The following is a 23605-nucleotide window of genomic DNA, read 5'->3' as shown; positions in this document are numbered from 1 at the left end:
GTGGCCGCGCCAGTCACTTATTTTGGGGGGGGGGGGGGTTTTGGTGGGGGGCCGCGCCAAAACAGGTCCCCCCCCCCCCCCCCCCCCCCCCCCCCCGGGGGGGGGGGGGCCCCCCCCCCCCCCCCCCGACCGGGGCGTTTCGGTGTGACTGTTAGAGTCTCAGACGTTGTCCTGCCGGACACACCAAGATCGCCGCATCCCGAAAGATCATCGTCGATTGCCGAGCACACGGGGACCGGGTCGCCTCGACCCGGGACGTACGCCTCGCGTGGTCGTTCCTAGGAGGAGTTAGTGCTTTCCCCCCTCTTCGCGGCCATTCGGACGCCGGACCTGAGGAAGAAGATCCTCTTCGTTCTCGGCATCATCATCCTGTATCGGCTGGGCGCGACGGTCCCGTCGCCGGGCGTCGACTATCAGGCCGTGCGGGCGTGTCTCGACGAGGTCTCGTCGGGTGAGTCGAGTTCGGTCTACTCCCTGATCAACCTGTTCTCCGGTGGAGCGCTGCTCCAGCTGTCGGTGTTCGCGATCGGCATCATGCCGTACATCACCGCGGCCATCATCGTGCAGCTGCTCACCGTGGTCATCCCGCGGTTCGAGCAGCTTCGCAAGGAGGGTCAGGCCGGGCAGGCCAAGATGACGCAGTACACGCGCTATCTGGCTGTCGCACTGGCACTGTTGCAGTCGACCGGCATCGTGGCCCTGGCCGATCGCGGCCAGCTCCTCCCGCAGTCCTGTGCGACCAGCGGCGAGGTCCTCAACGATTCGAGCATCTTCGGTCTCTCGATCATCGTGCTCGTCATGACCGCCGGCGCCTGTGTCGTCATGTGGTTCGGCGAGCTCATCACCGAACGCGGCATCGGCAACGGCATGTCGCTGCTCATCTTCGCCGGTATCGCCGCCCGTATCCCGGCCGAGGGTCGCACCATCCTGAACAGCCGCGGTGGACTCGTCTTCGCCCTGGTGTGTGTCGCCGCACTGATCATCGTCGCCGGCGTCGTGTTCATCGAGCAGGGCCAGCGACGCATCCCGGTCCAGTACGCCAAGCGCATGGTCGGCCGCAAGATGTACGGCGGATCGTCGACCTACCTACCGCTGAAGGTCAACCAGGCCGGCGTCATCCCGGTGATCTTCGCCTCATCGCTGTTGTACCTGCCGCAGCTGATCGTCGAGCTCACGCGCAATCCCGATGGGACGCAATCGACGTGGCAGGAGTACGTCACCAGGTATCTGACCGATCCCAGCAACGGCGTCTACATCGCCGTGTACTTCCTGATGATCATCTTCTTCACGTACTTCTACGTGGCGGTGACGTTCAATCCGGAGGAACGGGCCGACGAGATGAAGAAGTACGGTGGGTTCATCCCGGGCATCCGTCCGGGCGCGCCGACCGCCGAGTACCTCGGGTATGTTCTCAGTCGCATCACTCTGCCCGGCTCGATCTATCTCGGTATCATCGCGGTACTCCCGAATCTGTTCCTCGAGATCGGCAACAGCGGCAACGTCCAGAACCTGCCGTTCGGTGGTACGGCCGTGCTGATCATGGTCGGCGTGGGTCTGGACACGATGAAGCAGATCAACAGTCAGTTGATGCAACGCAAGTACGAAGGATTCCTGAAGTGAGACTTGTCATTCTCGGCCCGCCCGGAGCAGGCAAAGGCACCCAGGCGGAACTCTTGAGCGAAGCACTCGGGATCCCCCACATCTCGACCGGCGACCTCTTCCGCGCCAACATCTCTCAGGGCACCGCCGTGGGTGTCGAGGCCAAGAAGTACCTCGACGCCGGCAATCTCGTCCCGTCCGAGATCACCGTGGACATGGTCCGCGCCCGCGTCGGTGAGCCGGACGCGTCGAAGGGTTTCATCCTCGACGGCTTCCCGCGTTCGACCGAGCAGGCCGACGCACTCAACGACATCCTGGCGAACCTCGACGCCTCGCTCGATGCGGTGCTCTCGTTCGTCGTCGACACCGATGTGGTCGTGGAGCGCATGCTGGCTCGTGGCCGCGCCGACGACACCGAAGAGGTCATCCGCAACCGGATGGACGTCTACACCAGGGAGACCGCGCCGCTGCTCGCCTACTACGGCGACCAGGTCAAGACCATCGATGCGGTCGGTGACATCCAGGGCGTTCATCAGCGCGTCCTGAGCGCCCTCGGCGCCGGCGTCTCCTGACACGGCGCAACCTGACAACCCGGGAAACGCTGTAACGCATGGGTTTTCGTAAGCGCAAGCGCGTCGTGCCGTTCCGCAGCGCGGGCGAACTCGACGCCATGGCCGCCGCCGGCGCGATCGTCGGGTCTGCGCTGGTGGCGGTGCGCGACGCGGCACGGCCCGGGGTCAGCACCCTCGACCTCGACGAGGTCGCCGAGTCCGTCATCCGCGGAGCCGGCGCGGTGCCGTCGTTCAAGGGCTACCACGGTTTTCCCGGGTCCATCTGCAGCTCGGTGAACGAGGTGGTGGTCCACGGAATCCCATCGGCCGATGTCGTTCTCGCCGAGGGCGATCTCGTGTCCATCGACTGCGGCGCGATTCTCGACGGTTGGCACGGCGACTCGGCCTGGACCTTCGGGGTCGGTGAGTTGTCGAACGCCGACGCGGAATTGTCCGAGGCGACGCGGTTGTCGATGGAGGCGGGGATCGCCGCCATGGTCGACGGTGCGCGCCTCACCGACATCTCGCACGCGATCGAGCTCGGCACCCGCGCCGCGGAGAAGACGTTCGGTCGCCCGTTCGGCATCGTCGACGGCTACGGTGGCCACGGGATCGGCCGCGAGATGCACATGGAGCCGTTCCTCGCGAACGAGGGTGAGCCCGGCAAGGGACCAACCCTCGTGATCGGCTCTACTCTGGCCATCGAGCCGATGCTGACGCTCGGTACCGAGGACACCTCGGTTCTCGACGACAATTGGACCGTTGTCACCGACGACGGATCACGTTCGGCCCATTGGGAACACACTGTGGCGGTCACCGCCGACGGGCCGCGTATCCTCACGCCGCGTCCCGCGGGAGCCTGACCGACCGCTTACCGCCTCGGGTGCCGGCCGGTCAGGCGCGTGCCTACGCGGGACAGGTCACGTCCTGCTCCGGCATGTTGCCATCGACCAGATAGTCGGTGACGACGTCCTGGGCGCACGCGTTCGTGCCCAGTGCGAAGACGCCGTGCCCGCTGCCGTCGACGCTCAGCAGCAGGGAGCGGTCGCCGAACTTCTCGTTGATCCGCTCGCCGTTGACGTGTGGAGTCACCGGATCGCGCTGATGCTGTGCCACAAGCACGTTGGTCGGTCCTTCGTCCTCGACAGCCACCGGTTGCGCGGTCCGGTCGATCTGCCAGTAGGCGCACGGCATGATGTTTGCTGCCGCGGCACCGAACAGCGGGTACTGTTGCCGGTCTTCCTCGATGGCCTTCTCGTACACCGTGGGCTCACTCGGCCATTCGACGTCGTTGCACGTCACCGCCAGAAACACCGACCAGCTGTTGTCCGTCTCGGCAGCGGCCGCGCTGATGGCCGGCGGAGTGTCGTTGGGTGCACGGTCCCGCATGGCGATCCAGTTCTGCGCTGTCGCGTCGTACGAAGCGGGGTTGTAGAGTGCGACGAACATGCCCAGCCGGAACGTGCGACCGTCGATCCCGTCGACCGGGGCGCGATCGAGTTTGTCCGCGATGGCGAAGTACGTGTCGCGCACCGCCTCGGGCGTGTTCCCGAGGCCGTACCGGGCGTCCCGCGCCGCTGCCCACCGTGCGAAGTCGGGGAACGTGTCCTCCATGCCGCGTGCGTACCGACGCATCCCGTCCCGGTCGAGGTGGGTGTCACCGATGTTGCTGTCCAACACGATTCGGTCGGTCGCAGTCGGGAACATCGATGCGTACGCGGCGCCCAGCGCTGTGCCGTAGGAGTATCCGAGGAAGTTGCCCTTCTCCTCGCCGAGTGCGGCGCGGATCCGGTCCAGGTCGCGCGCCATGTTCGCCGTCGTCATGTGTCGCATGCGGCCGTCGTCGTTGGCGGCGCACCGGGTCGCTACCGCCTCGGCTGTTGTCGCTTGTTCGGCGAATGCCGCGTCGTCGTACGCGTATGGAGGGACGGCCCCGTAGTACTCGATGTCGGGAGTGAAACCGCAACTGATCGGCGACGAATGGCCGATTCCCCTCGTGTCGATGCCGATGAGGTCATAGGTGTCGAGCAGTTCTCGGGGAATCCCCCGCTGCGTCAGGAAGACCGGCTGATCCAGGCCGCTGCCGCCGGGACCGCCGGGATTGAGCATGAGCGAGCCGCGTCGTGTGTCGGGATTGCTCGCCGCCAGGCGCGAGATGGTCAAGTCGATCTGTTCGCCGTCGGGATCGTCGTAGTCCAGCGGCACCTGGACTGTGGCGCAGCGCAATTGCGGTGGGCCGGCGTCAGGGTCCTCGACGCCGGTGGGGCAGGGCGACCACCGGAGCTCCGTCTGGCTCGCGGGTTGCGCGCGATCGAGCGGGGGATCGGGAGTGGATGTCATCGAGCAGCCGGTGACGAGAAGACCGGTCACCGCGATCGAGGAGATGAGTCTGGTTCTCATTGTGTTCGTTTTCCATTCCGTTCGGCGTGTGAGGTCAGGTCCCGGCTGTGTCGAGCAGCCAGTGATATCGGAGTCGGAGCGCGCGCTCCAGCCCGGCGGCCGCCGCACCGACGCCGAGGGCCACGTTGAGCCAGACCGGCAGTTGGACCGGGGATGTGATCGATCCGATGGATTCCGCGATCGGCGGGATCCGGGAGATGGGTTCGGCGACCTGCAGGATGAGGAGTGCGACCCCGACGATCAGCAAGACCGCCGAGGAGGTGGCGATCAATCGGCTGGTGAGTGGGTGGTTCTGCGCAAGTCGAGCGCGACGCCCCTCAGCCGAGGCCGGGTCCGGACTCAGTTGCCGTTCACGCCCGTCGTCGGCGACGTAGTGGCATCGCTTGATGCCGGACCCGCTCATCGCCACCTGGATCGTGCCGCCGTCGACGGGGAACGCGGCCGGCAGTGTCGACACCGCGATCTGCTCGCCGGCGCGGTACAGGTCGGCCGTCACCTCGCCGGAGCTCTGGTTCTGCCAGTGCCGGACGTCCACCGCGTAGTTCGTGTCGAGCTGGAGGTGGAACAGCGCGCGCCCGGGCAACTGCCACCACCGGAACCGCTGCAGGGGCCGGCCGTCGCCGGGGGTCATCCGTTGTGCGGTGCGTTGTTGCATCCACTGGTGGAACACGGCGTATCACTCCTGTTCATGGCACTAGCACGCTGTACTATTTCGGTAGTGATCACACGCTAGCACACTGTGCTAGTACAGTGTGTTCGTTGACCGAGGGTGCGTGGTCACTCGAGAACCCGCGGGCGAGAGAGGTGACGGTGGCGCAGAAGTCAGAACTGGACTCCCGGGCGAAGGTGCTGATCGCGGCGTGCGAGATGGTCGGTGAGGATCCGGCGTCGTCGCTGAGTGTGCGAGCGGTGGCATCGCGTGCGGGGGTGAGCATGGGGTCGTTGCGGCATCATTTCCCCACGCAGCGTGCTCTGCGTGATGCGGTTCTGCGCACGATCTACGATGTGGCGACCTCGGACGACGACGTGATCCATGACCGGTCGGTGCCGGCGCGGGATCGGTTGGTGCAGTGTCTGCGGAAGGTGCTTGCCCCGAGTGCGGGAGATGAGGCGCGGAAAGCCTGGATCAAGGTCTTCGACGCGTTCATCGTTCCCGAGCCCACGGACGAGACACGTTCGGCGTACCTGGCGATGGCGGCGGAAGGGGTGCGCCGGATGGAACATTGGCTGACGGTCCTGGACGAAGAGGGGGCGCTGGTCGACGGTGATGTGTCCCAACAGGCGAGTTTTCTGAACGCCGTCGTCAGCGGGGTGTCGATCGAACGAGCGCTGCCCGCAGACATGTCGATCCTCGAGCGGGAGAACGCCATTCTGTACCTGGCCGTCGACGCGGTCGTGAAGTCCGGTGACTAGCGACTTGCGCGGAGCGTCAAGCGGCCCCCTCCGCTCCCTGGGTGTGAGGAGCGGTGGCCGCCAGGCCGAGCAAGCGACGAAGGAGCGCGTCGAGGCCGACGAGCCTCGACGAGTCCTCTTGCGTTGCAGCGCAGTCAGTTACGTGCGAGGAGCTCCATGAGGTGTGCTTCGATGAGGGAGGGGTGAAGCTGTCGTAGGCTGGGTCGGGGTGGTCGGACGTCGATGACGTGGCTGATCGTCGACCATGAGCGCCGCGCGTCGTCGTGGGTGTGGCCGTACGGGCGTGCTTGGTCGCCGGGCCGGGTGGTCGGTCCGTGGATCTCGGTGCGCACTGTGTTCAGGTGGTGTGCGAACCGCCGGGGTATGTCGGGCCGGCGGTTGATGTGTTCGGGGTTGGGTGGTGCGCCGGGTTCGGGGTTCAACCGCCAGAGGCAGCGGCCTTCGTCGGGTCCGGACCGTTCGATTCGGGTGGTGTACTGGCCGGGTTGGTCGCCGACCATGCGGTTGTGTCGGGGGCAGGCGGGTGCGAGGTCGTCGATGTTGGTGAGACCACCTTTGGCCCAGTCTTTCTGGGCGTGATGCATGTCGACGTGGGTGGCGGGTTGGTCGCATCCGGGAGCCGAGCACACCTCACCGTCGGGGCGGGCGAAGGACACTAGGCGTTGTTCGCGGGTCGCGAGGCGTTTGCCGCGTCCGAAGTGCAGGGGAACGGTGGTGTGATCTTTGAAGATCGCGAGCCACGGCTGAACCTCGCCGGCCATCGCGATCAGGTCGGGGATGGGCAGCAGGGTGCCGGTGGCGGTGGTGGCGAGCCCGGCTTCACGGATCAGATCATTCAGGTCGACTTTGATGATCAATTGCACGGGCAGCCCGCGATGCGAGGTTCCGAGCGTGCCGTCGGCGAAACCCGCAGCCAGGGCGGCGTCGAGCGCATCGTGATTCGTCTGGGCGAGGGTGCGGCCGTCACGATCGGCTGCGAGCGCGAGGGCGTCGGGGTCGGCGGTGCCGGCGGGTCCGCTGGGTGAGGCGGGGTCGTCGGGGTTGTTGAGTCCGGGTGTGCCCCAGACGGCGAACATCATCGTCAGTCGGGCATTCAGTTCAGGACTGAGGGTGCCGGAGATGGTGGCGGTGCCGTCGGCGCGTTGCCGCCCGATCCACACGCCGCGGCGTCGTTTCTGGTCGGTGTCGTCGGACAGGGTGCCGTCCGGGTCGAGATGAGCCAACAAGCGCGCGCCCAATTGGGTGATGTCGGCGGGGGTGTGGGCTTCGGCGATCTCGGCCATCTGCCGTTCCGCAGCGACTTTCACGTCGTGGTCGACAGCGTTCGGGATGCGGTCGAGGACGTCGAGGGCGGCTTGGACGTGTGCGGTGCCGACGGCGCCTCGCGCGAATGCCTCAGCCAGGCAAGGGTGTTCGGGCTCCAAGATTTCACCGCCGAGGCTGGTGCGGGTGGCGGTGGCGTCCATCTGCTTACGGCGACGCAGCGGGTTCGAGACTCGCAGCCGATGGGTCATGAACTGCATGAGGGTTCGGCAGCCGGCCTTGCGGGGGAGGTCACGGGCTTCGACTTGATCGATCTGCCGGTCACCCGCGACGGTCAGGCGTGCGATGGCACGTTCGGTGTCTGCTGCGACGTCGGTGAGTTCGGTATCGGTGCACGGCGACAGGTCCACGGTCTGCAGTTCGTCCAGGATGTGGTGGAGGTCGGCCACCAATTCCACCGCACGAGGGGACCGCTCGTCGGTGTCTACGACCTGCTGGGAATCGAACATGACCGTCACCCCCCGTGGTGAGTCGAATGTGAGTTCTACTGTACCGTCTATTCTGGTGTTGTGCAACGAGTTTCGTGTTCGCCTGGGTGATGGTCGGTTGTCGGTAGGGGATGGTATGCGGTTCGCGCCGCGGCGCGGAGTGCATCATCTCGGTGATCGGTAGGCCGCGAGCAGTAATCCCATGGCGTTCGGCTTCGGTCACCGATACCGTCGGCGAGATGACCCGAGCGCAACGGATCCTGGCTACGCCGCGCGGTCGATTCCTCTGCGCGAACTTGGCATTCCGCAACGCCACGGGCGACCGAGTCGATCAGTATCGTCGCCCTCGGACACTGATCGAAGTTCAGTCCGCGATTCGGAGCGTCGACATCGAAGGCCTCGTTGCGGCGGATGAATCGGAGTTCCTGGGCGCACTCGGCTACGCGGTGGACTTCGCCCGATACTGGCAGCCTCCCGACAAGGAGGACATCCTCTACGCCGCAAGTGAGGTCGTCACGCTGCTCACGGTTATCGCGGAATCCGTATCCCGGCATCCGGCCTGCGCGTGGTGGGACGACCCGATCGACCCGGAGCTCCAGCGCATGATCGCCTATCCGTTCGGAAACGAGGCGTTCCCGGAGTCGACGCTGCCGTATCGCAGCGACGGTGTTCGGTGGGATGAGTGGCGTGCCCACATCGACTCCAGCGAGAAGCGCTGCCGGCAGGAGTACCAACGACATCCGCATCGCGCTCTCTCCGGTGAGTGGTGGTCGACCCCATACGCCGCTGGGACGGCGCAGACGACGCGTGCTCGCCCGGGCCTCGGCGCAGTGCAGCTCATCGCCGAGGAGGACACGTCGATCGGGGACGAGGCCCGGGTGTGGGCGGTGTCCGTCGCCGAACGCGCGCGCGTGTACGAGATCGGAGCGCCCGGTGACTGGGCCCGGCTCGTCGACCGATACCCGCTGGAGGTGACCGCCTCGAGGAAGTGGGACTGGTACAACACCACTGGCCGGCACCGGCGCTGGTTCATGCCCGACTGGGAAGCAGTCGCGGATGACCACGACGCGGTGCACGTGAGCGTCAACGGCTACCTCAGCAGCGCCGGGATCGAGATTCCACTCGCGACGCGGGACGGCGCGACGGTGTTGGCCGGCTGGGGTCCGGACGTCACGTGGTGGCTCGACCCTGATGCGATGCGCATCGACGACGTGCCGGTGCTCTGGTTCCGTGAGGACGAACGTTGGTGTGCGTCGCCCGCCGGTTGAGTGATCGTCTCGATGACCGTGTGGGCGCGGCCGGGTCGTCGTACCGTTGACCATGCATTCTGACGTGTCCTGGCTCACCGTGGTGCGCCGGCTTCCGTTCACCATCGCCCTCGCGGTCGCTCTGGTGGTCGTCGGTGCGACGACCGGATCGCTGTGGGGCCGGGCCTCGGACAAGTCGTGGTACCGCGACGTCGCGTTCGGGTTGCCCGCCCTTCGGGAGGGGCGGTGGTGGACGCCGGTGACGTCCGCGTTCATCGAACCCGGACCCTGGCTCTACCTGCTGGCACTTGTGGCCGTTGTCGTCGGAATGGGCTGGGCCGAATGGCAATTGGGTACCGTGAGAGCTGTTCTGGTAGGCGTCGGCGGTCACCTGATCTCGTGCCTGCTGACCGTCGTGCTGCTGTGGCTGCTGTCGTCGGAGGTCACGTCGTGGCGATGGGCCGAACAACTGGCGGACTCGCGGGGCACCGGCGTCGGAGCGCTGGTGGTGTCGGCGGTGGCGGTGGCCTCGGCGACCGTCCGTTCGCCATGGCGGCTGCGCGTCCGCGTGCTGCTGGGGGCGATCGTCTCGGTCGCGTTCCTGTTCCAGGGAACCCTGGCCTCGGTCCAGTACGTCCTCGCGGCGGTCGTCATGCTGATCGTCGGCGAGAAGTTCTTCGCCACCAACGAGCGCGGCTGGGTTCCGCGCACGCGTCGCGAGGTCAGGATGTTGGGGTGCGCCGCGCTCCTGATCATCGCCGGCGCGAACCTCTTGGTCTTCCTGTTCCCGGGCAGCGGGCCGCTCGGTCCGACCGACTCCGGCGACGACTCGGTGTTCACGATGCTGATCGGCCTGGCCGTCAACGTTCTGATCGCCGATCAGCTGCGCCGTGGCAAACGGTGGGCATGGTGGGTCGCCGTGGTCATCGGCGCATTGAACGTCATCGTGACCGTGCTCGCGGTGTTCCTCGTCATCTTCACCGACGTGTCGACCGAGGGTGCCGTCACCCTGGGTACCACGCTTCTCTGGGTGCTCGTGCTGGCCATCCTCATCCCGGGGCGGTTCGCATTCGCGGTGCCCTGGCGGGTGCGGCAGGTGGGCACTGTCGGGGACGACGACGACCCGGTGGAACGGGTCCGAGAACTGTTGCGCACCCACGGCGGCGGCACGATGTCGTGGATGACCACGTGGCCCGGCAACAGCTATCAGTTCACGGGTCCGGAGGGCGACCTCGGCGCTCAGGCCGTCGTGACCTACCGCAAGCACGTCGGAACGATGCTGGCGCTGGCGGATCCGGTCTGTGCGCCCGAGCGGTTGCGAGACGCGGTCGGGGCCTTCGTCGACCTCGCCGAGAGTTCGGGTAGCACGCCGTGTTGGTTCTCGATCGGGTCGGCCACCTCTGACATCGTCACCGAACGCGGGTGGCTCAGTGTGCAGATCGCCGAGGACACGATCGTCGACCTGCCGGGACTGGAGTTCAAGGGCAAACCGTGGCAGCACGTGCGATCAGCGATGAACAAGGCGGCGAAACAGGACATCTCGTTGCGGATGGTCACCCTCGCCGACGAGTCGTTCGCCGTCCGGACACAGGTGCGGGCGATCTCGGAGGAATGGGTGGGGGACAAGGGGTTGCCCGAGATGGGCTTCACCCTCGGCAGTGTCGAGGAGGCGATGGACCCCGCCGTGCGGGTCGCGCTCGCGGTCGACCCCGCAGGCAATGTGCACGGGGTGTTGTCATGGCTGCCCGTGTACGCACCCGGCGGCGACGTCGCGGGGTGGACGCTCGACATCATGAGACGACGGACCGACGGGTTCGGGCCGGTCGTCGAATATCTCATCGCATCGTCGGCGGTGGCTTTCAAAGACGAGGGAGCGCAGTTCATCTCACTGTCGGGAGCGCCGCTGGCACGCACGGATGAGTCGGACGCGGAACCGCTGGACAAACTCCTCGACACCCTGGGGGCGGCCCTGGAGCCGTACTACGGATTCCGGTCGTTGCACACGTTCAAGAAGAAGTTCAACCCCCGGTACGAGCCGGTGTACCTCGCGTTCCGGGACGAATCCGACCTTCCGCGTATCGGTGTGGCCGTGTCGAGGGCATACCTCCCCGACGCCACCACGGGCCAGCTGGTCCGGCTGGCGGCGTCACGAGGGGAAGGCTGAACGGTCCGACATGCTGTTCGCGGCTGTGAAGGCACCGTTCACCGGAGACGCTGCCTGAGTTCACCATCCGGTCGTTTCCTACGGCGAAACTTCGCCAGTGCCATCGGTCGACGAACATGTCCTGCCCGCCACCGGCAGACGCCCCTGGCGGAGCTACGGGTTGTTCCTGTTGCTCGTTGCGCCCAACCTGATCCTCCTCGCGGTCTTCACGTATCGCCCGCTTGTCGAGAACGTGCGGATGTCGTTCTACGACTGGAATATCGCCCAGTCCGGGGCCACGTTCATCGGTCTGGACAACTACATCGAGTGGTTCACCCGTGCCGATACGCGGGTGATCGTGTCGAACACGGTCATCTTCACCGTGGCCGCCGTCGCGGGCAGCATGATCGCGGGGTTGGGTCTGGCCCTGCTGCTCGACCGTAAGTTGCGCGGCCGCAACCTGGTGCGGTCGACGGCCTTCGCGCCGTTCGTGCTGTCCGGCGCGGCCGTGGGGATCGCCTTCCAGTTCGTCTTCGACCCCAGCTTCGGTCTGATCAACGACGTGATGGGGCGTCTGGGACTCGGTACCGCGCCGGACTTCTACCAGCAACCGCACTGGGCGTTGTTCATGATCACGGTGACCTACATCTGGAAGAACCTCGGGTACACGTTCGTGATCTACCTGGCGGCCCTGCAGGGCAAGCGTTCCGATCTCGACGAGGCGGCGGCGATCGACGGTGCCGGATGGTGGACGTACTTCCGCAAGGTGTTGCTCCCGCAGTTGCGTCCGACCACCTTCTTCCTGTCGATCACCGTGCTGCTCAACTCGTTACAGGTGTTCGACATCATCAACGTGATGACCCGCGGCGGGCCGCTGGGCAACGGCACCACGACGATGGTCTACCAGGTGTACGAGGAGAGCTTCGTCAACTTCCGGGCCGGTTACGGCGCCACGGTCGCAACGGTCATGTTCGTCGTTCTCCTGGTCATCACCGTCGTCCAGGTCCGCATGATGGATCGAGGTGCCCGATGAGGCCTGTCACCGCCGGTTCGGTTGTGAAAGCCGATGCCGCACAGAAGCGCACCGGAAAGCCATCGACTCCGACATCGTCGGCCACGAGGCCGGTGCATCCCGACGTCCCGCGGATGTCGCCGGTCACACGTCGACGGCTCGCCGACGCGTGCGGGTACGCCGCGATGGCGGTGGTGTTGGTGATCATCGCCCTGCCCCTGATCTGGATTCTGTTGGCCTCGCTGAAAGATCGCTCCGAGATCTACGTGCAGCCGGCCGTCTGGTGGCCGTCGACGTGGCGTCCCGAGAACTACTCCGAGGCCACGACGTCGGTGCCCTTCTGGACCTTTCTGCGCAACTCGGTCATCGTGACCGGAATCCTCGGCGCGTCGAAGTTCGTGCTGGGCGTGCTCAGTGCCTACGGCCTGGTGTTCCTGCGGTTTCCGGGAAAGAACGTGGTGTTCGTCGTCATCATCGCGGCGCTGATGGTCCCGAACCAGATCACGGTCATCACGAACTACGCACTCGTCGCCCAACTCGGCTTCCGCAACACCTTCATCGGCATCATCCTCCCGCTCGCGGGCGTCGCCTTCGGAACCTTCTTGATGCGCAACCACTTCCTCTCGCTGCCACCCGAGATCATCGAGGCCGCACGGATGGATGGGGCCGGGCACTTCCGACTTCTCACCCGCGTCGTCCTGCCGCTGTCGATCCCGACGATGGTCGCGTTCGCGACGATCACACTGGTCAACGAGTGGAACGAGTATCTCTGGCCGTTCCTCATGGCCGACGATTACACCGTCGCCACCCTGCCCGTCGGACTCACCCAACTGCAGAACAGCGACGGGCTGACCAACTGGGGTCCGGTCATGGCGGCCACCGTGCTCACGATGCTGCCCATGCTCGCCATCTTCCTGGCGTTGCAGCGACACATGATCAAGGGCCTGACGTCCGGGGCGGTCAAGGGTTGACCGCGCACTGCCCGCACCCGCCGATGCCTCACGCACCATGCCTTCGCACGAGACGCCTTCGCACGAGAACGCCTTCGCACGAGAACGATTGACAGGAGACGACAATGATCAACATGTCCCGCCGCGGCTTCCTGGCCGCATCGGCGACCGCGGCGGCCGGAGCCCTGGTCACGGCCTGCGCCGGCTCGGGCGACGGCGGCTCGTCGTCGGGTGATGCCTCGAAGCTCACCTTCTGGTCGAACCACCCGGGCAAGTCGGTCGAGGTGGAACGCGAACTGATCTCGCGGTTCGAGGCGGCCAACCCCGGCATCACCGTCCAGCTCGTCGACGCCGGCAAGAACTACGAAGAAGCAGCCCAGAAGTTCAACGCGGCCCTCTCGGGCGGTGCGGTCCCCGACATCATGATCCTGTCCGACGTGTGGTGGTTCAACTTTGCGCTCATCGGTGCGATCGCCCCGCTCGACGACCTCTTCGGCCGCGCCGGTGTCGACACCGCCGGTTACGTCGATTCGCTTGTGGGCGACTACAAGTGGAACGACCAGACATGGGCGCTGCCGTACGCCCGTTCGACGCCGCTTTTCTACTACAACAAGGACGTGTGGCGACGGGCCGGCCTGCCCGACCGCGGACCGCAGACCTGGGACGAGTTCGACGACTGGGGCCCCCGGATCCAGACCGTGGTCGGTGGCGACAAGCGCGCTCATGGGTGGGGCAACGCCGTCGACTACCTCGGCTGGACCTTCCAGGGCCCGACCTGGACCTTCGGCGGTGCCTACTCCAACGACTGGGAACTGAAGTTCACCGACCCCAAGACGGTCGCCGCCGCGCAGTACCTGAGCGATTCGATCAACACCAAGCGCTACGCGAAGATCTCCAACGACATCGCCGGCGATTTCAGTGCGGGCATCATCGCATCGACGATCGCGTCGACCGGCGACCTGTCGGGGATCACCGAGAACGCCACGTTCGAGTTCGGCACGGCGTTCCTGCCCGCGCCGCAGGGGGTTTCGGGGTGCCCGACGGGCGGCGCCGGACTGGCCATCCCGGCCAAGCTGTCCGACGACCGGAAGGTCAACGCCCTCAAGTTCATCGAGTTCATCACCAACACCGAGAACACGTCGTACTTCTCCCAGAACGTCGGTTACATGCCGGTGCGCAAGGCGGCGCAGGACGACCCGTCGATGGTCGCGTTCCTGGCGAAGAACCCGAACTTCGCGACCGCCATCGAGCAGTTGCCGCGAACCCAGCCGCAGAACTACGCGCGCGTCTTCGTGCCCGGTGGCGACAAGATCATCGGTACCGGGTACGAGCGGATCGGTCTGCAGAACGCCGACGTCGCCTCGACCCTTGCCGACACGCAGCGGCAGATCGCCCAGATCTACGACACCCAGATCAAGCCGAAACTCCCGTGATGATCCACAGCGTCGACTCGATTGACACACAGCACGAGCGGAGGGATGACGCGTGGCGTCGGTGACCTACGAGGGTGCGACGAGACGCTTCGCGGACGGCCAGAAGCCGGCCGTGGACTCGCTGGACCTGGCCGTCGCCGACGGTGAGTTCATGGTGCTGGTCGGCCCGTCGGGATGCGGCAAGTCGACCAGCCTGCGAATGGTCGCGGGCCTGGAACCGGTCGAGTCCGGAGCGATCCTCATCGATGGAGCCGACGTCGTCGGCGTGGCCCCGAAGGCTCGCGACGTCGCGATGGTCTTTCAGAACTACGCGCTCTATCCGAACATGACGGTGGCCGCGAACATGGGGTTTGCGCTGCGCAATGCCGGGATGGGCAAGGAAGACACCGCGCGCCGTGTGTCGGAGGTGGCCGAGATGCTGGAGCTCACGGCGCTCCTGGATCGCAAGCCGGCGAACCTGTCGGGTGGGCAGCGGCAGCGGGTGGCGATGGGACGGGCGATCGTCCGGCGTCCCAAGGTGTTCTGTATGGACGAACCGCTGTCGAATCTCGACGCGAAGTTGCGGGTCAGTACGCGCGCCCAGATCGCGTCCATGCAGCGCGAACTCGGCATCACGACCCTGTACGTGACGCACGACCAGGTCGAGGCGATGACGATGGGACACCGGGTGGCGGTCCTCGATCACGGTGTGCTGCAACAGGTCGGGACGCCGCGGGAGATCTACTCCCGTCCGGCCAACCTGTTCGTGGCGTCCTTCATGGGCTCGCCGCAGATGTGCCTGATCGACGCCCGGGTCGAGAACGAGTCGGTCCGACTCGGCGATGCGACCGTGCGGGTCCCGGGCTCGGTGCTGGCGTCGCTGGCCTCGCGCGACGTGGTCGTGGGGTTGCGCGCCGAGTCCTGGCAGGTGTCCGCGGTTCCCCAATCCGGCACCCTGTCCGCGACGGTGGACCTCGTCGAGGAACTCGGTGCCGAGCAGTTCGTGTACTGCAGCGCGGACCTGTCGCTGCGGAACAGCCGGGTCGTCGTACGCGTCGACCATCGGCGGACCATCGAGGCCGGCGACGTTCTCGGATTGACGCCGGTGGTCGACGAGACCTATTGGTTCGATCCCGTCAGCGGGGTCGCGCTCGACGATCCGAGCCGCCACGACCTCAATTCGGGGCGACCGCCGCGTGTTCGGTGACGGCGTGTTCGGTGACTGGGGCCGTGATCCGGTCGGGTCGCGTGTAGACCACCATCGACTCGCCACGTGAGAATCCGACGAGCGTGATGCCGAGGTCGTCGGCGGCGTCGACGGCCAGCGAGGACGGTGCCGACACCGCACAGAGCATCGGGATGCCGGCCATCGCGGCCTTCTGGACGAGTTCGAAACTCGCTCGGCCGGAGACCTGCAGGACGGTGCCGGTGAGCGGCAGTCGGTCGGCGAGTACAGCCCACCCGACGACCTTGTCGACGGCGTTGTGCCTGCCGACGTCCTCACGGACCGTCAGCAATGTTCCGTCCGCGGCGAACAATGCTGCGGCGTGCAGACCGCCGGTCTTGTCGAAGACGGTCTGTTCGGCGCGCAACCGATCGGGCAGATCCAGCACGGCGTTCGCGGCGATCGTCATCGGGTCGGCGCCGGGGTCGCGGACCGACGCGGTGTGCACGGACTCGATGCTGTCCTTGCCGCAGATGCCACAGGCGCTCGTCGTGGTGATGGCACGCGCGAGTCCGGGCGCTGTCGCGGGAACGTGCGCGGCGAGTGAGACGTCGACGACGTTGTAGGTGTTGATCCCGTCGGCGTCGGTGCCCGTGCAGTAGCGGGCCGTCGAATAGTCCGCTCCGGTCGTGATCACACCTTCGGAGACGAGGTAGCCGGCCACGAGTTCGAAGTCGTTGCCGGGCGTACGCATGGTCACCGAGATGGACGTCCCGCGGACCCGGATCTCGAGCGGCTCCTCCACTGCGAGGGTGTCGGCACGCTGCGTCGGGGCGGCATCCCGTCGGATGCGGGTGACGCGGCGGCGTGCGGTTATTCGTCCCACGACCCCGACGATAGTCGTGAGACCGCACGACCCGGTCGTCTCAGACGTCGAGGATCAGCGTGACGGGTCCGTCGTTGACGAGACCGACCTCCATGTGGGCGCCGAAGCGGCCGGTGGCCACGGTGGCACCGAGAGTCCGTAGCGCGTCGACGACCGCCTCGACCAGCGGTTCGGCGACGGGTCCGGGAGCGGCGGCATTCCACGACGGGCGCCGGCCCTTGGCCGTGTTGGCATAGAGCGTGAACTGGCTGATGACGAGGATCGGGGCGTCCAGGTCGGCGGCGGCCCGTTCGGGACCGTCGCCGACGTCGAAGATCCGCAGCCGCCAGATCTTGTCGGCGAGCTTGGCGGCGTGGTCGGTGGTGTCGTCGTGCGTGACCCCGACGAGTGCGACGAGCCCCGAGCCGCCGTCGGCGATGTCGAGTGCGCCGACGACCTCCCCGTCGACGCTCACACTGGCTCTGCTGACCCGTTGTAGTACGGCGCGCATGTCGGTCTCTGCTCTCAGTCGAGGGCGAAGGTGACGTTCACGGTGAACGTGAGTTCCTGCTGCCCGGGTTCGACCGGGACCGGCGCCGCGGCCACATCGCGTTCGAAGGTGCCCGGTGTCGCGGACTTCTCCTGACCACTCGTGCTCTCGGTGATGGTCAGGACCTTGCCGAGGGAGTCGCCGGCGAGGTTCGCGTACTGCTCGGCGCGGCCGCGTGCATCGGTGAATGCCGCCTCGCGGGCCTGGTCGAGGAGATCCGAGTCGTCGTCGATGGCAAAGGAGACGTTGCTGATGCGGGTGTTGTCGCCGCCCGCGGTGGCGGCCGCACTCAGCACCGCGGAGGCCTTCGCGATGTCCCGGATGGTGACCCGGATCGTGTTGGTCGCGAGGTAGCCCCCGACCTCGCTCGTCGCGCCGGGGGAGGGGTTCGTGTACTGCGGGTTCACCGATACCTGCTGTGTCGCGACGTCCTTGCGTTCCACCCCGGCGGCGACGACGGCGTCGGTGACGGCGGTGACCTTGGCGCTCGTCTCGTTCAGCGCGGTCGTGACGTCGGGAGCGGTGGCCTCCACTCCGATGTCGGCGCGCAGGGTGTCCGGGGTACCGGTCACCTGTCCCGTCCCGACCACGGTCACCGACCTGGGCTGATCGCCGGTGTCGCGGCCGCACCCCGACACCACCAGGAGCACGGTTGCGAGCGCCGCGAGTACCGAGATCGCCCGGAAGGCGGGGCGTCGCGTCGTGACGCGAGACGAGCTGTTCATCGGTCGGCCGGATCGCGCATCAGCAGGGCGAGCAGCCAGCCGACGACCGACACGACGATCGCGCCGAAGATCGCCGACCAGAAGAAGTCATCGACCTCCAGACCCCAATGCGTCGTGTTGCGCGTGATCCACGCGGTGAGTTCGAGCATCGCCGCGTTGATGACGATGTGGATCAACCCGAGCGTGAGGATGTAGAAGGGGATGGCGATGATCTGCACGATGGGCTTGATGATCGCGTTGAGGACACCGAAGATCACGGCGACGACCAGCGCGATGCCGATCTTCTCGGCGGTCGTCGAACCGCCCACGAAGTCGATGCCGGGAACGATCAGCGTCGCGACCCACAGCGCCACCGCGGTGAGCACGGTCCGGACGAGGAAGGCAAGCATGGGCGACAGTCTGCCAGTTCGGGGCCACTCTCGGGGTCAGGGACTGCTCGCGGCTCGACCTCGTTCCAACAGTTGGTGCCACAGCTAGGAGCCGTCCTCGGAGAGATCGTCCGGGCATTCGTCGCTGCTGCGCGCGATCGGGTGACCTCACGAGCCTGATTTCCGTACTCGCGTGGTGGAAATGCTAGTCGGGAGTCGGGCGGGGACGGTAGGGGACCGAGTCGCTGACCTCGGGATCGACATGGATGGGCCGACCGAGTTGGGGGAATGCGCGCTGGGAACACGCCGGACGGTCACAGACCTTGCACCCGGCGCCTATCGGTACGACGGTACGGGTATCGGTGAGATCCACTCCGGTGGAGTAGACGAGGCGCTCGGCGTGCGCGACGTCGCAACCGAGTCCGATCGAAAAGCTCTTGTGGGGGCTGAGGTATCCGCCGGGTTCTACGGTGGTGCGGGCGAGCCAGAAGTACGAGCGCCCATCGGGCATGGACGAGACCTGGGTGACGACCCGTCCCGGTGTGGCGAACGCGTCGTGTACGACCCAGAGCGGGCAGCTCCCGCCGACCCGAGAGAAGTGGAACGCGGTGGCGGACTGACGTTTCGAGATGTTCCCCGCTCGGTCGACGCGCACGAAGATGAACGGGATTCCGCGACTGCCCGGGCGCTGCAGGGTCGACAGGCGATGGCAGATGGTCTCGAAACCGACTTCGAAACCGAGGCTGAGCACTTCGATGTCGTAGTGGGCGGTGGCGGCGGCCCGCCGGAAGACCTCGTAGGGGAGTAGTAGTGCTCCGGCGAAATAGTTGGCCAGCCCGATACGGGCAACCGGGACGGCTTCGTCGCTGAGATCATCGGCGTCGGCGAGGATCTCGTCGATCACCTCCGATTGGGTGACCATGGCCAACTGGGTCGCCAACTGGAACGCGCGTTGTCCCGCGGTCAATCGTCCGGCGAGGTGCACGGTGCGGTCGGCGGGATCGAACCGTCGCTTGGGCGTATGGGCGCGCGCTGTCGGATCGGGATCATGCGCGATGGCCACGCGGATACCGTGGTCGTCGGCGAGGACCTCGGCAAGCTGGAGATCGAGACCGCCTATCGAGAGGCCGTTTTCGGTGAAGATCCGCTCGGCGGCCAGGTCGAGAACGTCGATGTGATTGCGACGGTCGTAAAAGAAATCGCGGACCTCCTCGAAGGGCATCGGGGTCGACGCCGGACGGGCCGCGTCGCCGGACACCTGCGCCCGGTAGTTCTCCACTTCGCCGGCGGCCGCGGTCAGGCGGCGATGCAGGTTCACAAGCGTCGTGCCGACCGCCGGCATGCGCGCGACGAGTTCGGCGATCTCCGCGCGGCTGATGTCGGGGACGTCGGGCTGGGCGGCCAGGACATCGGCGAGGTCGGCAACCAGCCGGGCGTCCCCGTCCGGGGCGAAATAGTCGGCGTCGAGGTCGAATTCGCGCGACAACGTCAGTAGCACAGGCACCGTGAGCGGTCGCTGATCGTTCTCGAGTTGGTTGACGTAGCTGGTCGACAGGTCGATTCGCCGGGCCAGCGCAGCCTGCGACAGCCCTCGTTCGTCGCGGAGCCGACGGAGGCGCGCACCCACGAACATTCGTCGACCGGAGGTTCCGCCCGTTGCTCTCACCACGACGTCAGCATAGCGCGTAGGACATCCACAACGTTCGCAAGACCGGCTGATCGCATCCGCAAGAATACGCATCTGCCAGGTCTTTTCACGGATACGCGGCAATGCGTACGGTGCGAACATGATCACTCACCACGTTCGCACCCGCCGCAGCTCCGAGGATTTTCCGCAGTCTGAGCACCTTGCTCAAAAGATCGCCGACATCGCGGTCGATCCGGTCGAGGTGCCCGCTGACACCCGCGAGATGATCATCAACCGCATCATCGACAACGCTGCCGTGAGCGCCGCCTCGGTCATCCGTCGTCCGGTCACCTCCGCCCGTCGGCAGGCACAGGCTCATCCCTGCGCGCCGGGTGCGACGGTGTTCGGAATCGAGGGCAGCTTCTCGCCGGAGTGGGCCGCGTGGGCCAACGGAGTCGCCGTGCGTGAGCTCGACTTTCACGACACCTTCCTCGCCGCGGAGTACTCCCATCCCGGCGACAACATCCCGGCGCTGGTCGCGGTCGGTCAGCATGTCGGGGCCGGCGGTCACGACCTGATCCGTGGTCTCGCCACCGCCTATGAGGTCCAGGTCGACCTCGTTCGTGGAATGTGTCTGCACGAGCACAAGATCGACCACGTTGCCCACTTGGGGCCGTCGGTGGCCGCCGGTTTGGGCACGATGCTGAACCTGGACGCGGAGACCATCTACCAGTCGATCGGGCAGGCGCTGCATCTGACCACGGCCACCCGCCAGTCGCGCAAGGGTCTGATCTCCAGCTGGAAGGCCTACGCGCCGGCGCACGCCGGCAAGATCGCGGTCGAGGCGGTCGACCGCGCGATGCGCGGTGAGGGCGCCCCGGCCCCGATCTGGGAAGGCGAGGACGGGGTCATCGCCTGGCTGCTGAGCGGCCCCGAAGCCGAGTACACGATCCCGCTGCCCGGGCCGGGTGAGCCGAAGCGGGCGATCCTGGACACCTACACCAAGGAGCATTCCGCGGAGTACCAGAGCCAGGCGCCGATCGACCTCGCCCGTCGGATGCGCGAGAAGGTCACCGACTTCGACGACATCGAGTCGATCGTTTTGCACACGAGCCATCACACCCACGTCGTCATCGGGACCGGGTCCGGCGACCCGCAGAAGTTCGACCCGACCGCGAGTCGCGAGACCCTCGACCACTCGGTGATGTACATCTTCGCGGTCGCGCTGCAGGACGGCACCTGGGATCACGAGAAGTCCTACGCACCGGAGCGGGCCAACCGGCCCGACACCATCGCGCTGTGGAAGAAGATCTCCACTGTCGAGGACTCCGAATGGACCCGCCGGTACCACTCGGCCGACCCGAACGAGAAGGCATTCGGTGCCAAGGCGGTCATCACGCTGCGCAACGGCGAGGTCATCACCGACGAACTCGCCGTCGCCGATGCCCATCCGCTCGGCGCACGTCCGTTCGGTCGCGATCAGTACATTGCCAAGTTCCGCTCGATGGCAGAGGGCGTCATCGACATCGCCGAACAGGACCGGTTCCTAGGCGACGTCGAGAAGCTCGAGACACTCGCCGCCGGTGGCCTCTCGGTGCTGAACACGCCTGTCCTGCCGGCCATCCTGGACAAGGCCCCCCAGACCGGGAAAGGCATCTTCTCATGACCTCGACCGCCTCACCGTCCACCTCGTCCACCTCGTCGGCCTCCACCTCCTCGGTCTCGGGTCTGTTCTCGTCGAGCACCTCCGCATCGGCGAAGCGGCAGGCCCTGCGGGCGGGTCTCGGTTCCGGGACCCTCCAGCGTTGGCCGGGAGCATTCTCACCACTCGTGGCGAAACTGATTGCAGAGGTCGGTTTCGAGGGTGTCTACGTGTCCGGTGCGGTGCTCTCGGCCGACCTGGGACTGCCCGACATCGGGCTCACCACACTCACCGAGGTCGCCACCCGGGGCGGATCCATCGCCCGCGCGACCGAGATACCCACCCTCATCGACGCCGACACCGGTTTCGGTGAACCGATGAGCGCCGCCCGGACCGTCGCGACACTCGAAGACGCCGGGCTCGCGGGGTGTCACCTCGAAGATCAAGTGAATCCCAAGCGCTGCGGCCACCTCGACGGCAAGGACGTCGTACCCGTCGGTGACATGGTCAAGCGACTCGGCGCGGCGGTCGCCGCCCGCCGCGACAGCGACTTCGTCGTCTGCGCGCGCACCGATGCCCGCGCGATCGAAGGGCTCGACGCCGCCATCGACCGGGTCAAGGCCTACGCCGACGCCGGCGCCGACCTCATCTTCACCGAGGCCCTGCGCGACCTCGGCGAGTTCGAGCAGTTCCGCAAGGCCGTCGACGTGCCGCTGCTGGCCAACATGACCGAGTTCGGAAAGTCCGATCTGCTGACCGCTGAACAGTTGGCGGGTGTCGGCTACAACGCCGTCATCTATCCGGTGACCACGTTGCGTATCGCCATGGGTGCGGTGGAACGCGGACTGCGTGACATCCTCACGCAGGGAACGCAATCCGGGTTGCTCGACGAGATGCAGCACCGCAGCAGGCTGTACGAACTGCTCCGGTATGAGGACTACAACGACTTCGACTCCGACCTGTTCAACTTCACCATCGAGGGAGCACCGCAATGACCACAGCCGAAGCGGGCGCCGCGAACGCGGTCGAGACCCCCACCATCTACAAAGGGCTCGCCGGCGTCGTCGTCGACACCACCGCCATCTCCAAGGTCGTGCCCGAGACCAACTCGCTGACCTATCGCGGTTACGCCGTGCAGGATCTCGCCGAACACCGCTCGTTCGAGCAGGTCGCCTACCTGCTCTGGCATGGCGAACTGCCCACCGACGGGCAGCTCGCGCTGTTCATGCAGCGTGAGCGCGCCAGTCGGCGCCTGGATCGAACGACTCAGTCTGTCCTGCAGCGGATCCCGGAGAACTGCCACCCGATGGATGTCGTGCGGACGGCCATCAGCTTCCTGGGCACCGAGGATCCCGACGAGGAACTCAGCACCCCGGAGGCCAACTACGACAAGTCGCTACGGATGTTCGCGGTCCTGCCGACCATCGTCGCAGCGGACATGCGCCGCCGGCGCGGTCAGGATCCCATCGCCCCGCACCACGGACTGGGCTACGCCGAGAACTTTCTGAGTATGTGCTTCGGTGAAGTTCCCGATCCCGTGATCGTCCGGGCTTTCGAGAAGTCGATGGTGCTTTACGCCGAGCACAGTTTCAACGCGTCGACCTTCGCCGCCCGCGTGGTCACTTCGACACAGTCCGACATCTACAGCGCGGTCACCGCCGCGATCGGGGCATTGAAGGGGTCACTGCACGGCGGGGCGAACGAAGCGGTCATGTACGACATGATCGACATCGACCGCCCCGACCGTGCCGCGCAATGGCTCACCGCCAAACTCGACGCCAGAGAGAAGGTCATGGGATTCGGCCACCGCGTCTACAAGAACGGTGACTCGCGCGTGCCGACCATGAAGAAGGCCTTCCTCGACGTCGCTGATCATCTCGGCGAGACCAAATGGTGTGAGATCTACACCGAACTCGAAGCAGTCATGGACGCGCGGACCGGGATCAAACCCAACCTCGATTTCCCCACCGGCCCTGCGTATTACCTCATGGGCTTCGACATCGCCTCGTTCACGCCGATCTTCGTGATGAGCCGGATCACCGGTTGGACCGCCCACATCATGGAACAAGTCGCCTCCAACGCCTTGATACGTCCGCTCAGTCAGTACTCGGGCTTGCCCCAACGGTCGCTGACCTCGGCCTGACAACCACCGCGGCCTGACAACCACCGCGGCCTGACAACCACC

General features: G+C 66.3%; 21 protein-coding genes. 13 read left to right on the top strand and 8 right to left on the bottom strand.

Annotated features, from left to right (window positions below; translation table 11 throughout):
* Window positions 1–291 precede the first annotated feature (291 nt).
* From secY to map, 3 genes are read left to right on the top strand one after another with little or no spacing between them, the layout of a single operon-like run.
* Window positions 292–1620, top strand: a complete 1329-nt coding sequence (gene secY / locus ABIC25_RS20995; RefSeq protein ID WP_004023565.1) for a preprotein translocase subunit SecY — start codon at window positions 292–294, stop codon at window positions 1618–1620.
* A complete protein-coding gene (locus ABIC25_RS20990; protein WP_004023564.1) occupies window positions 1617–2171 on the top strand; it encodes an adenylate kinase in 555 nt (184 codons plus the stop codon). The genes secY and ABIC25_RS20990 overlap by 4 nt, the downstream gene beginning before the upstream one ends.
* 38 nt (window positions 2172–2209) lie before the next feature.
* Window positions 2210–3013 carry a type I methionyl aminopeptidase gene (gene map / locus ABIC25_RS20985; RefSeq protein ID WP_354562990.1) on the top strand — a complete coding sequence of 268 codons (804 nt, stop codon included), beginning with the start codon at window positions 2210–2212 and terminating at the stop codon, window positions 3011–3013.
* A 43-nt stretch (window positions 3014–3056) separates the two neighbouring features.
* Here the strand turns inward: map and ABIC25_RS20980 are convergent, their stop codons facing one another.
* Both ABIC25_RS20980 and ABIC25_RS20975 read right to left on the bottom strand, forming a co-directional pair.
* Window positions 3057–4550 carry an alpha/beta hydrolase gene (locus tag ABIC25_RS20980; protein WP_354562988.1) on the bottom strand — a complete coding sequence of 498 codons (1494 nt, stop codon included), beginning with the start codon at window positions 4548–4550 and terminating at the stop codon, window positions 3057–3059.
* 34 nt (window positions 4551–4584) lie between these two features.
* Entirely contained in the window at window positions 4585–5220 is a 636-nt protein-coding gene (locus ABIC25_RS20975) for a hypothetical protein (protein WP_354562987.1), read from the bottom strand.
* An 89-nt stretch (window positions 5221–5309) separates the two neighbouring features.
* On the opposite strand from ABIC25_RS20975, the gene ABIC25_RS20970 reads away from it, so the two are divergent.
* On the top strand, window positions 5310–5963 hold the full coding sequence (locus ABIC25_RS20970; protein ID WP_354562986.1) for a TetR/AcrR family transcriptional regulator: 654 nt from the start codon (window positions 5310–5312) through the stop codon (window positions 5961–5963).
* Window positions 5964–6097: 134 nt separating this feature from the next.
* Here ABIC25_RS20970 and ABIC25_RS20965 read toward each other — a convergent pair whose 3' ends face one another.
* Window positions 6098–7735: an HNH endonuclease signature motif containing protein gene (locus tag ABIC25_RS20965; RefSeq protein ID WP_354562984.1), complete on the bottom strand. Its 1638-nt coding sequence runs from the start codon at window positions 7733–7735 to the stop codon at window positions 6098–6100.
* Window positions 7736–7953: 218 nt separating this feature from the next.
* Between ABIC25_RS20965 and ABIC25_RS20960 the strand changes: the two genes are divergently transcribed.
* The 6 genes from ABIC25_RS20960 (at window position 7954) to ABIC25_RS20935 (ending at window position 15685) form a co-directional block, all read left to right on the top strand.
* The gene (locus ABIC25_RS20960; protein WP_354562982.1) at window positions 7954–8982 is read left to right on the top strand and encodes a hypothetical protein; all 1029 of its coding nucleotides are present in this window, start codon (window positions 7954–7956) and stop codon (window positions 8980–8982) included.
* 52 nt (window positions 8983–9034) lie between these two features.
* The gene (locus ABIC25_RS20955; protein WP_354562980.1) at window positions 9035–11125 is read left to right on the top strand and encodes a bifunctional lysylphosphatidylglycerol flippase/synthetase MprF; all 2091 of its coding nucleotides are present in this window, start codon (window positions 9035–9037) and stop codon (window positions 11123–11125) included.
* A gap of 97 nt (window positions 11126–11222) precedes the next feature.
* The gene (locus tag ABIC25_RS20950) at window positions 11223–12137 is read left to right on the top strand and encodes a carbohydrate ABC transporter permease (protein ID WP_004023555.1); all 915 of its coding nucleotides are present in this window, start codon (window positions 11223–11225) and stop codon (window positions 12135–12137) included.
* A gap of 113 nt (window positions 12138–12250) precedes the next feature.
* Window positions 12251–13087: a carbohydrate ABC transporter permease gene (locus ABIC25_RS20945; protein WP_033205164.1), complete on the top strand. Its 837-nt coding sequence runs from the start codon at window positions 12251–12253 to the stop codon at window positions 13085–13087.
* A 104-nt stretch (window positions 13088–13191) separates the two neighbouring features.
* Complete coding sequence (locus tag ABIC25_RS20940; RefSeq protein ID WP_004023553.1) at window positions 13192–14499, top strand: ABC transporter substrate-binding protein; 1308 nt, start codon at window positions 13192–13194, stop codon at window positions 14497–14499.
* Between the two features lie 52 nt (window positions 14500–14551).
* Window positions 14552–15685 carry an ABC transporter ATP-binding protein gene (locus ABIC25_RS20935; RefSeq protein WP_354562978.1) on the top strand — a complete coding sequence of 378 codons (1134 nt, stop codon included), beginning with the start codon at window positions 14552–14554 and terminating at the stop codon, window positions 15683–15685.
* Here ABIC25_RS20935 and fdhD read toward each other — a convergent pair.
* The 5 genes from fdhD to ABIC25_RS20910 form a co-directional block, all read right to left on the bottom strand.
* Window positions 15654–16529 carry a formate dehydrogenase accessory sulfurtransferase FdhD gene (fdhD, locus tag ABIC25_RS20930; protein WP_239399400.1) on the bottom strand — a complete coding sequence of 292 codons (876 nt, stop codon included), beginning with the start codon at window positions 16527–16529 and terminating at the stop codon, window positions 15654–15656. The two genes, ABIC25_RS20935 and fdhD, sit on opposite strands and share 32 nt — an antisense overlap.
* Window positions 16530–16569: 40 nt before the next feature.
* Entirely contained in the window at window positions 16570–17019 is a 450-nt protein-coding gene (gene dtd, locus ABIC25_RS20925; protein ID WP_354562976.1) for a D-aminoacyl-tRNA deacylase, read from the bottom strand.
* Window positions 17020–17033: 14 nt separating this feature from the next.
* Complete coding sequence (locus ABIC25_RS20920; RefSeq protein WP_354562975.1) at window positions 17034–17783, bottom strand: SIMPL domain-containing protein; 750 nt, start codon at window positions 17781–17783, stop codon at window positions 17034–17036.
* On the bottom strand, window positions 17780–18172 hold the full coding sequence (locus ABIC25_RS20915) for a phage holin family protein (protein WP_004023548.1): 393 nt from the start codon (window positions 18170–18172) through the stop codon (window positions 17780–17782). The genes ABIC25_RS20920 and ABIC25_RS20915 overlap by 4 nt, the downstream gene beginning before the upstream one ends.
* 184 nt (window positions 18173–18356) lie before the next feature.
* Window positions 18357–19784, bottom strand: coding sequence for a short-chain fatty acyl-CoA regulator family protein (locus tag ABIC25_RS20910; RefSeq protein ID WP_004023547.1), 1428 nt, complete (start codon window positions 19782–19784; stop codon window positions 18357–18359).
* 154 nt (window positions 19785–19938) lie between these two features.
* On the opposite strand from ABIC25_RS20910, the gene prpD reads away from it, so the two are divergent.
* From prpD to ABIC25_RS20895, 3 genes are read left to right on the top strand one after another with little or no spacing between them, the layout of a single operon-like run.
* On the top strand, window positions 19939–21444 hold the full coding sequence (gene prpD / locus ABIC25_RS20905; RefSeq protein WP_354562973.1) for a 2-methylcitrate dehydratase PrpD: 1506 nt from the start codon (window positions 19939–19941) through the stop codon (window positions 21442–21444).
* Window positions 21441–22415: a methylisocitrate lyase gene (gene prpB / locus ABIC25_RS20900; RefSeq protein WP_354562971.1), complete on the top strand. Its 975-nt coding sequence runs from the start codon at window positions 21441–21443 to the stop codon at window positions 22413–22415. The genes prpD and prpB overlap by 4 nt, the downstream gene beginning before the upstream one ends.
* Window positions 22412–23563 carry a bifunctional 2-methylcitrate synthase/citrate synthase gene (locus tag ABIC25_RS20895; RefSeq protein WP_354562970.1) on the top strand — a complete coding sequence of 384 codons (1152 nt, stop codon included), beginning with the start codon at window positions 22412–22414 and terminating at the stop codon, window positions 23561–23563. The genes prpB and ABIC25_RS20895 overlap by 4 nt, the downstream gene beginning before the upstream one ends.
* Window positions 23564–23605 lie beyond the last annotated feature (42 nt).

Source organism: Gordonia sp. PvP123, assembly GCF_040547295.1.
Classification (GTDB): domain Bacteria; phylum Actinomycetota; class Actinomycetes; order Mycobacteriales; family Mycobacteriaceae; genus Gordonia; species Gordonia terrae.
This window is presented reverse-complemented; position numbering and strand designations above follow the sequence as displayed.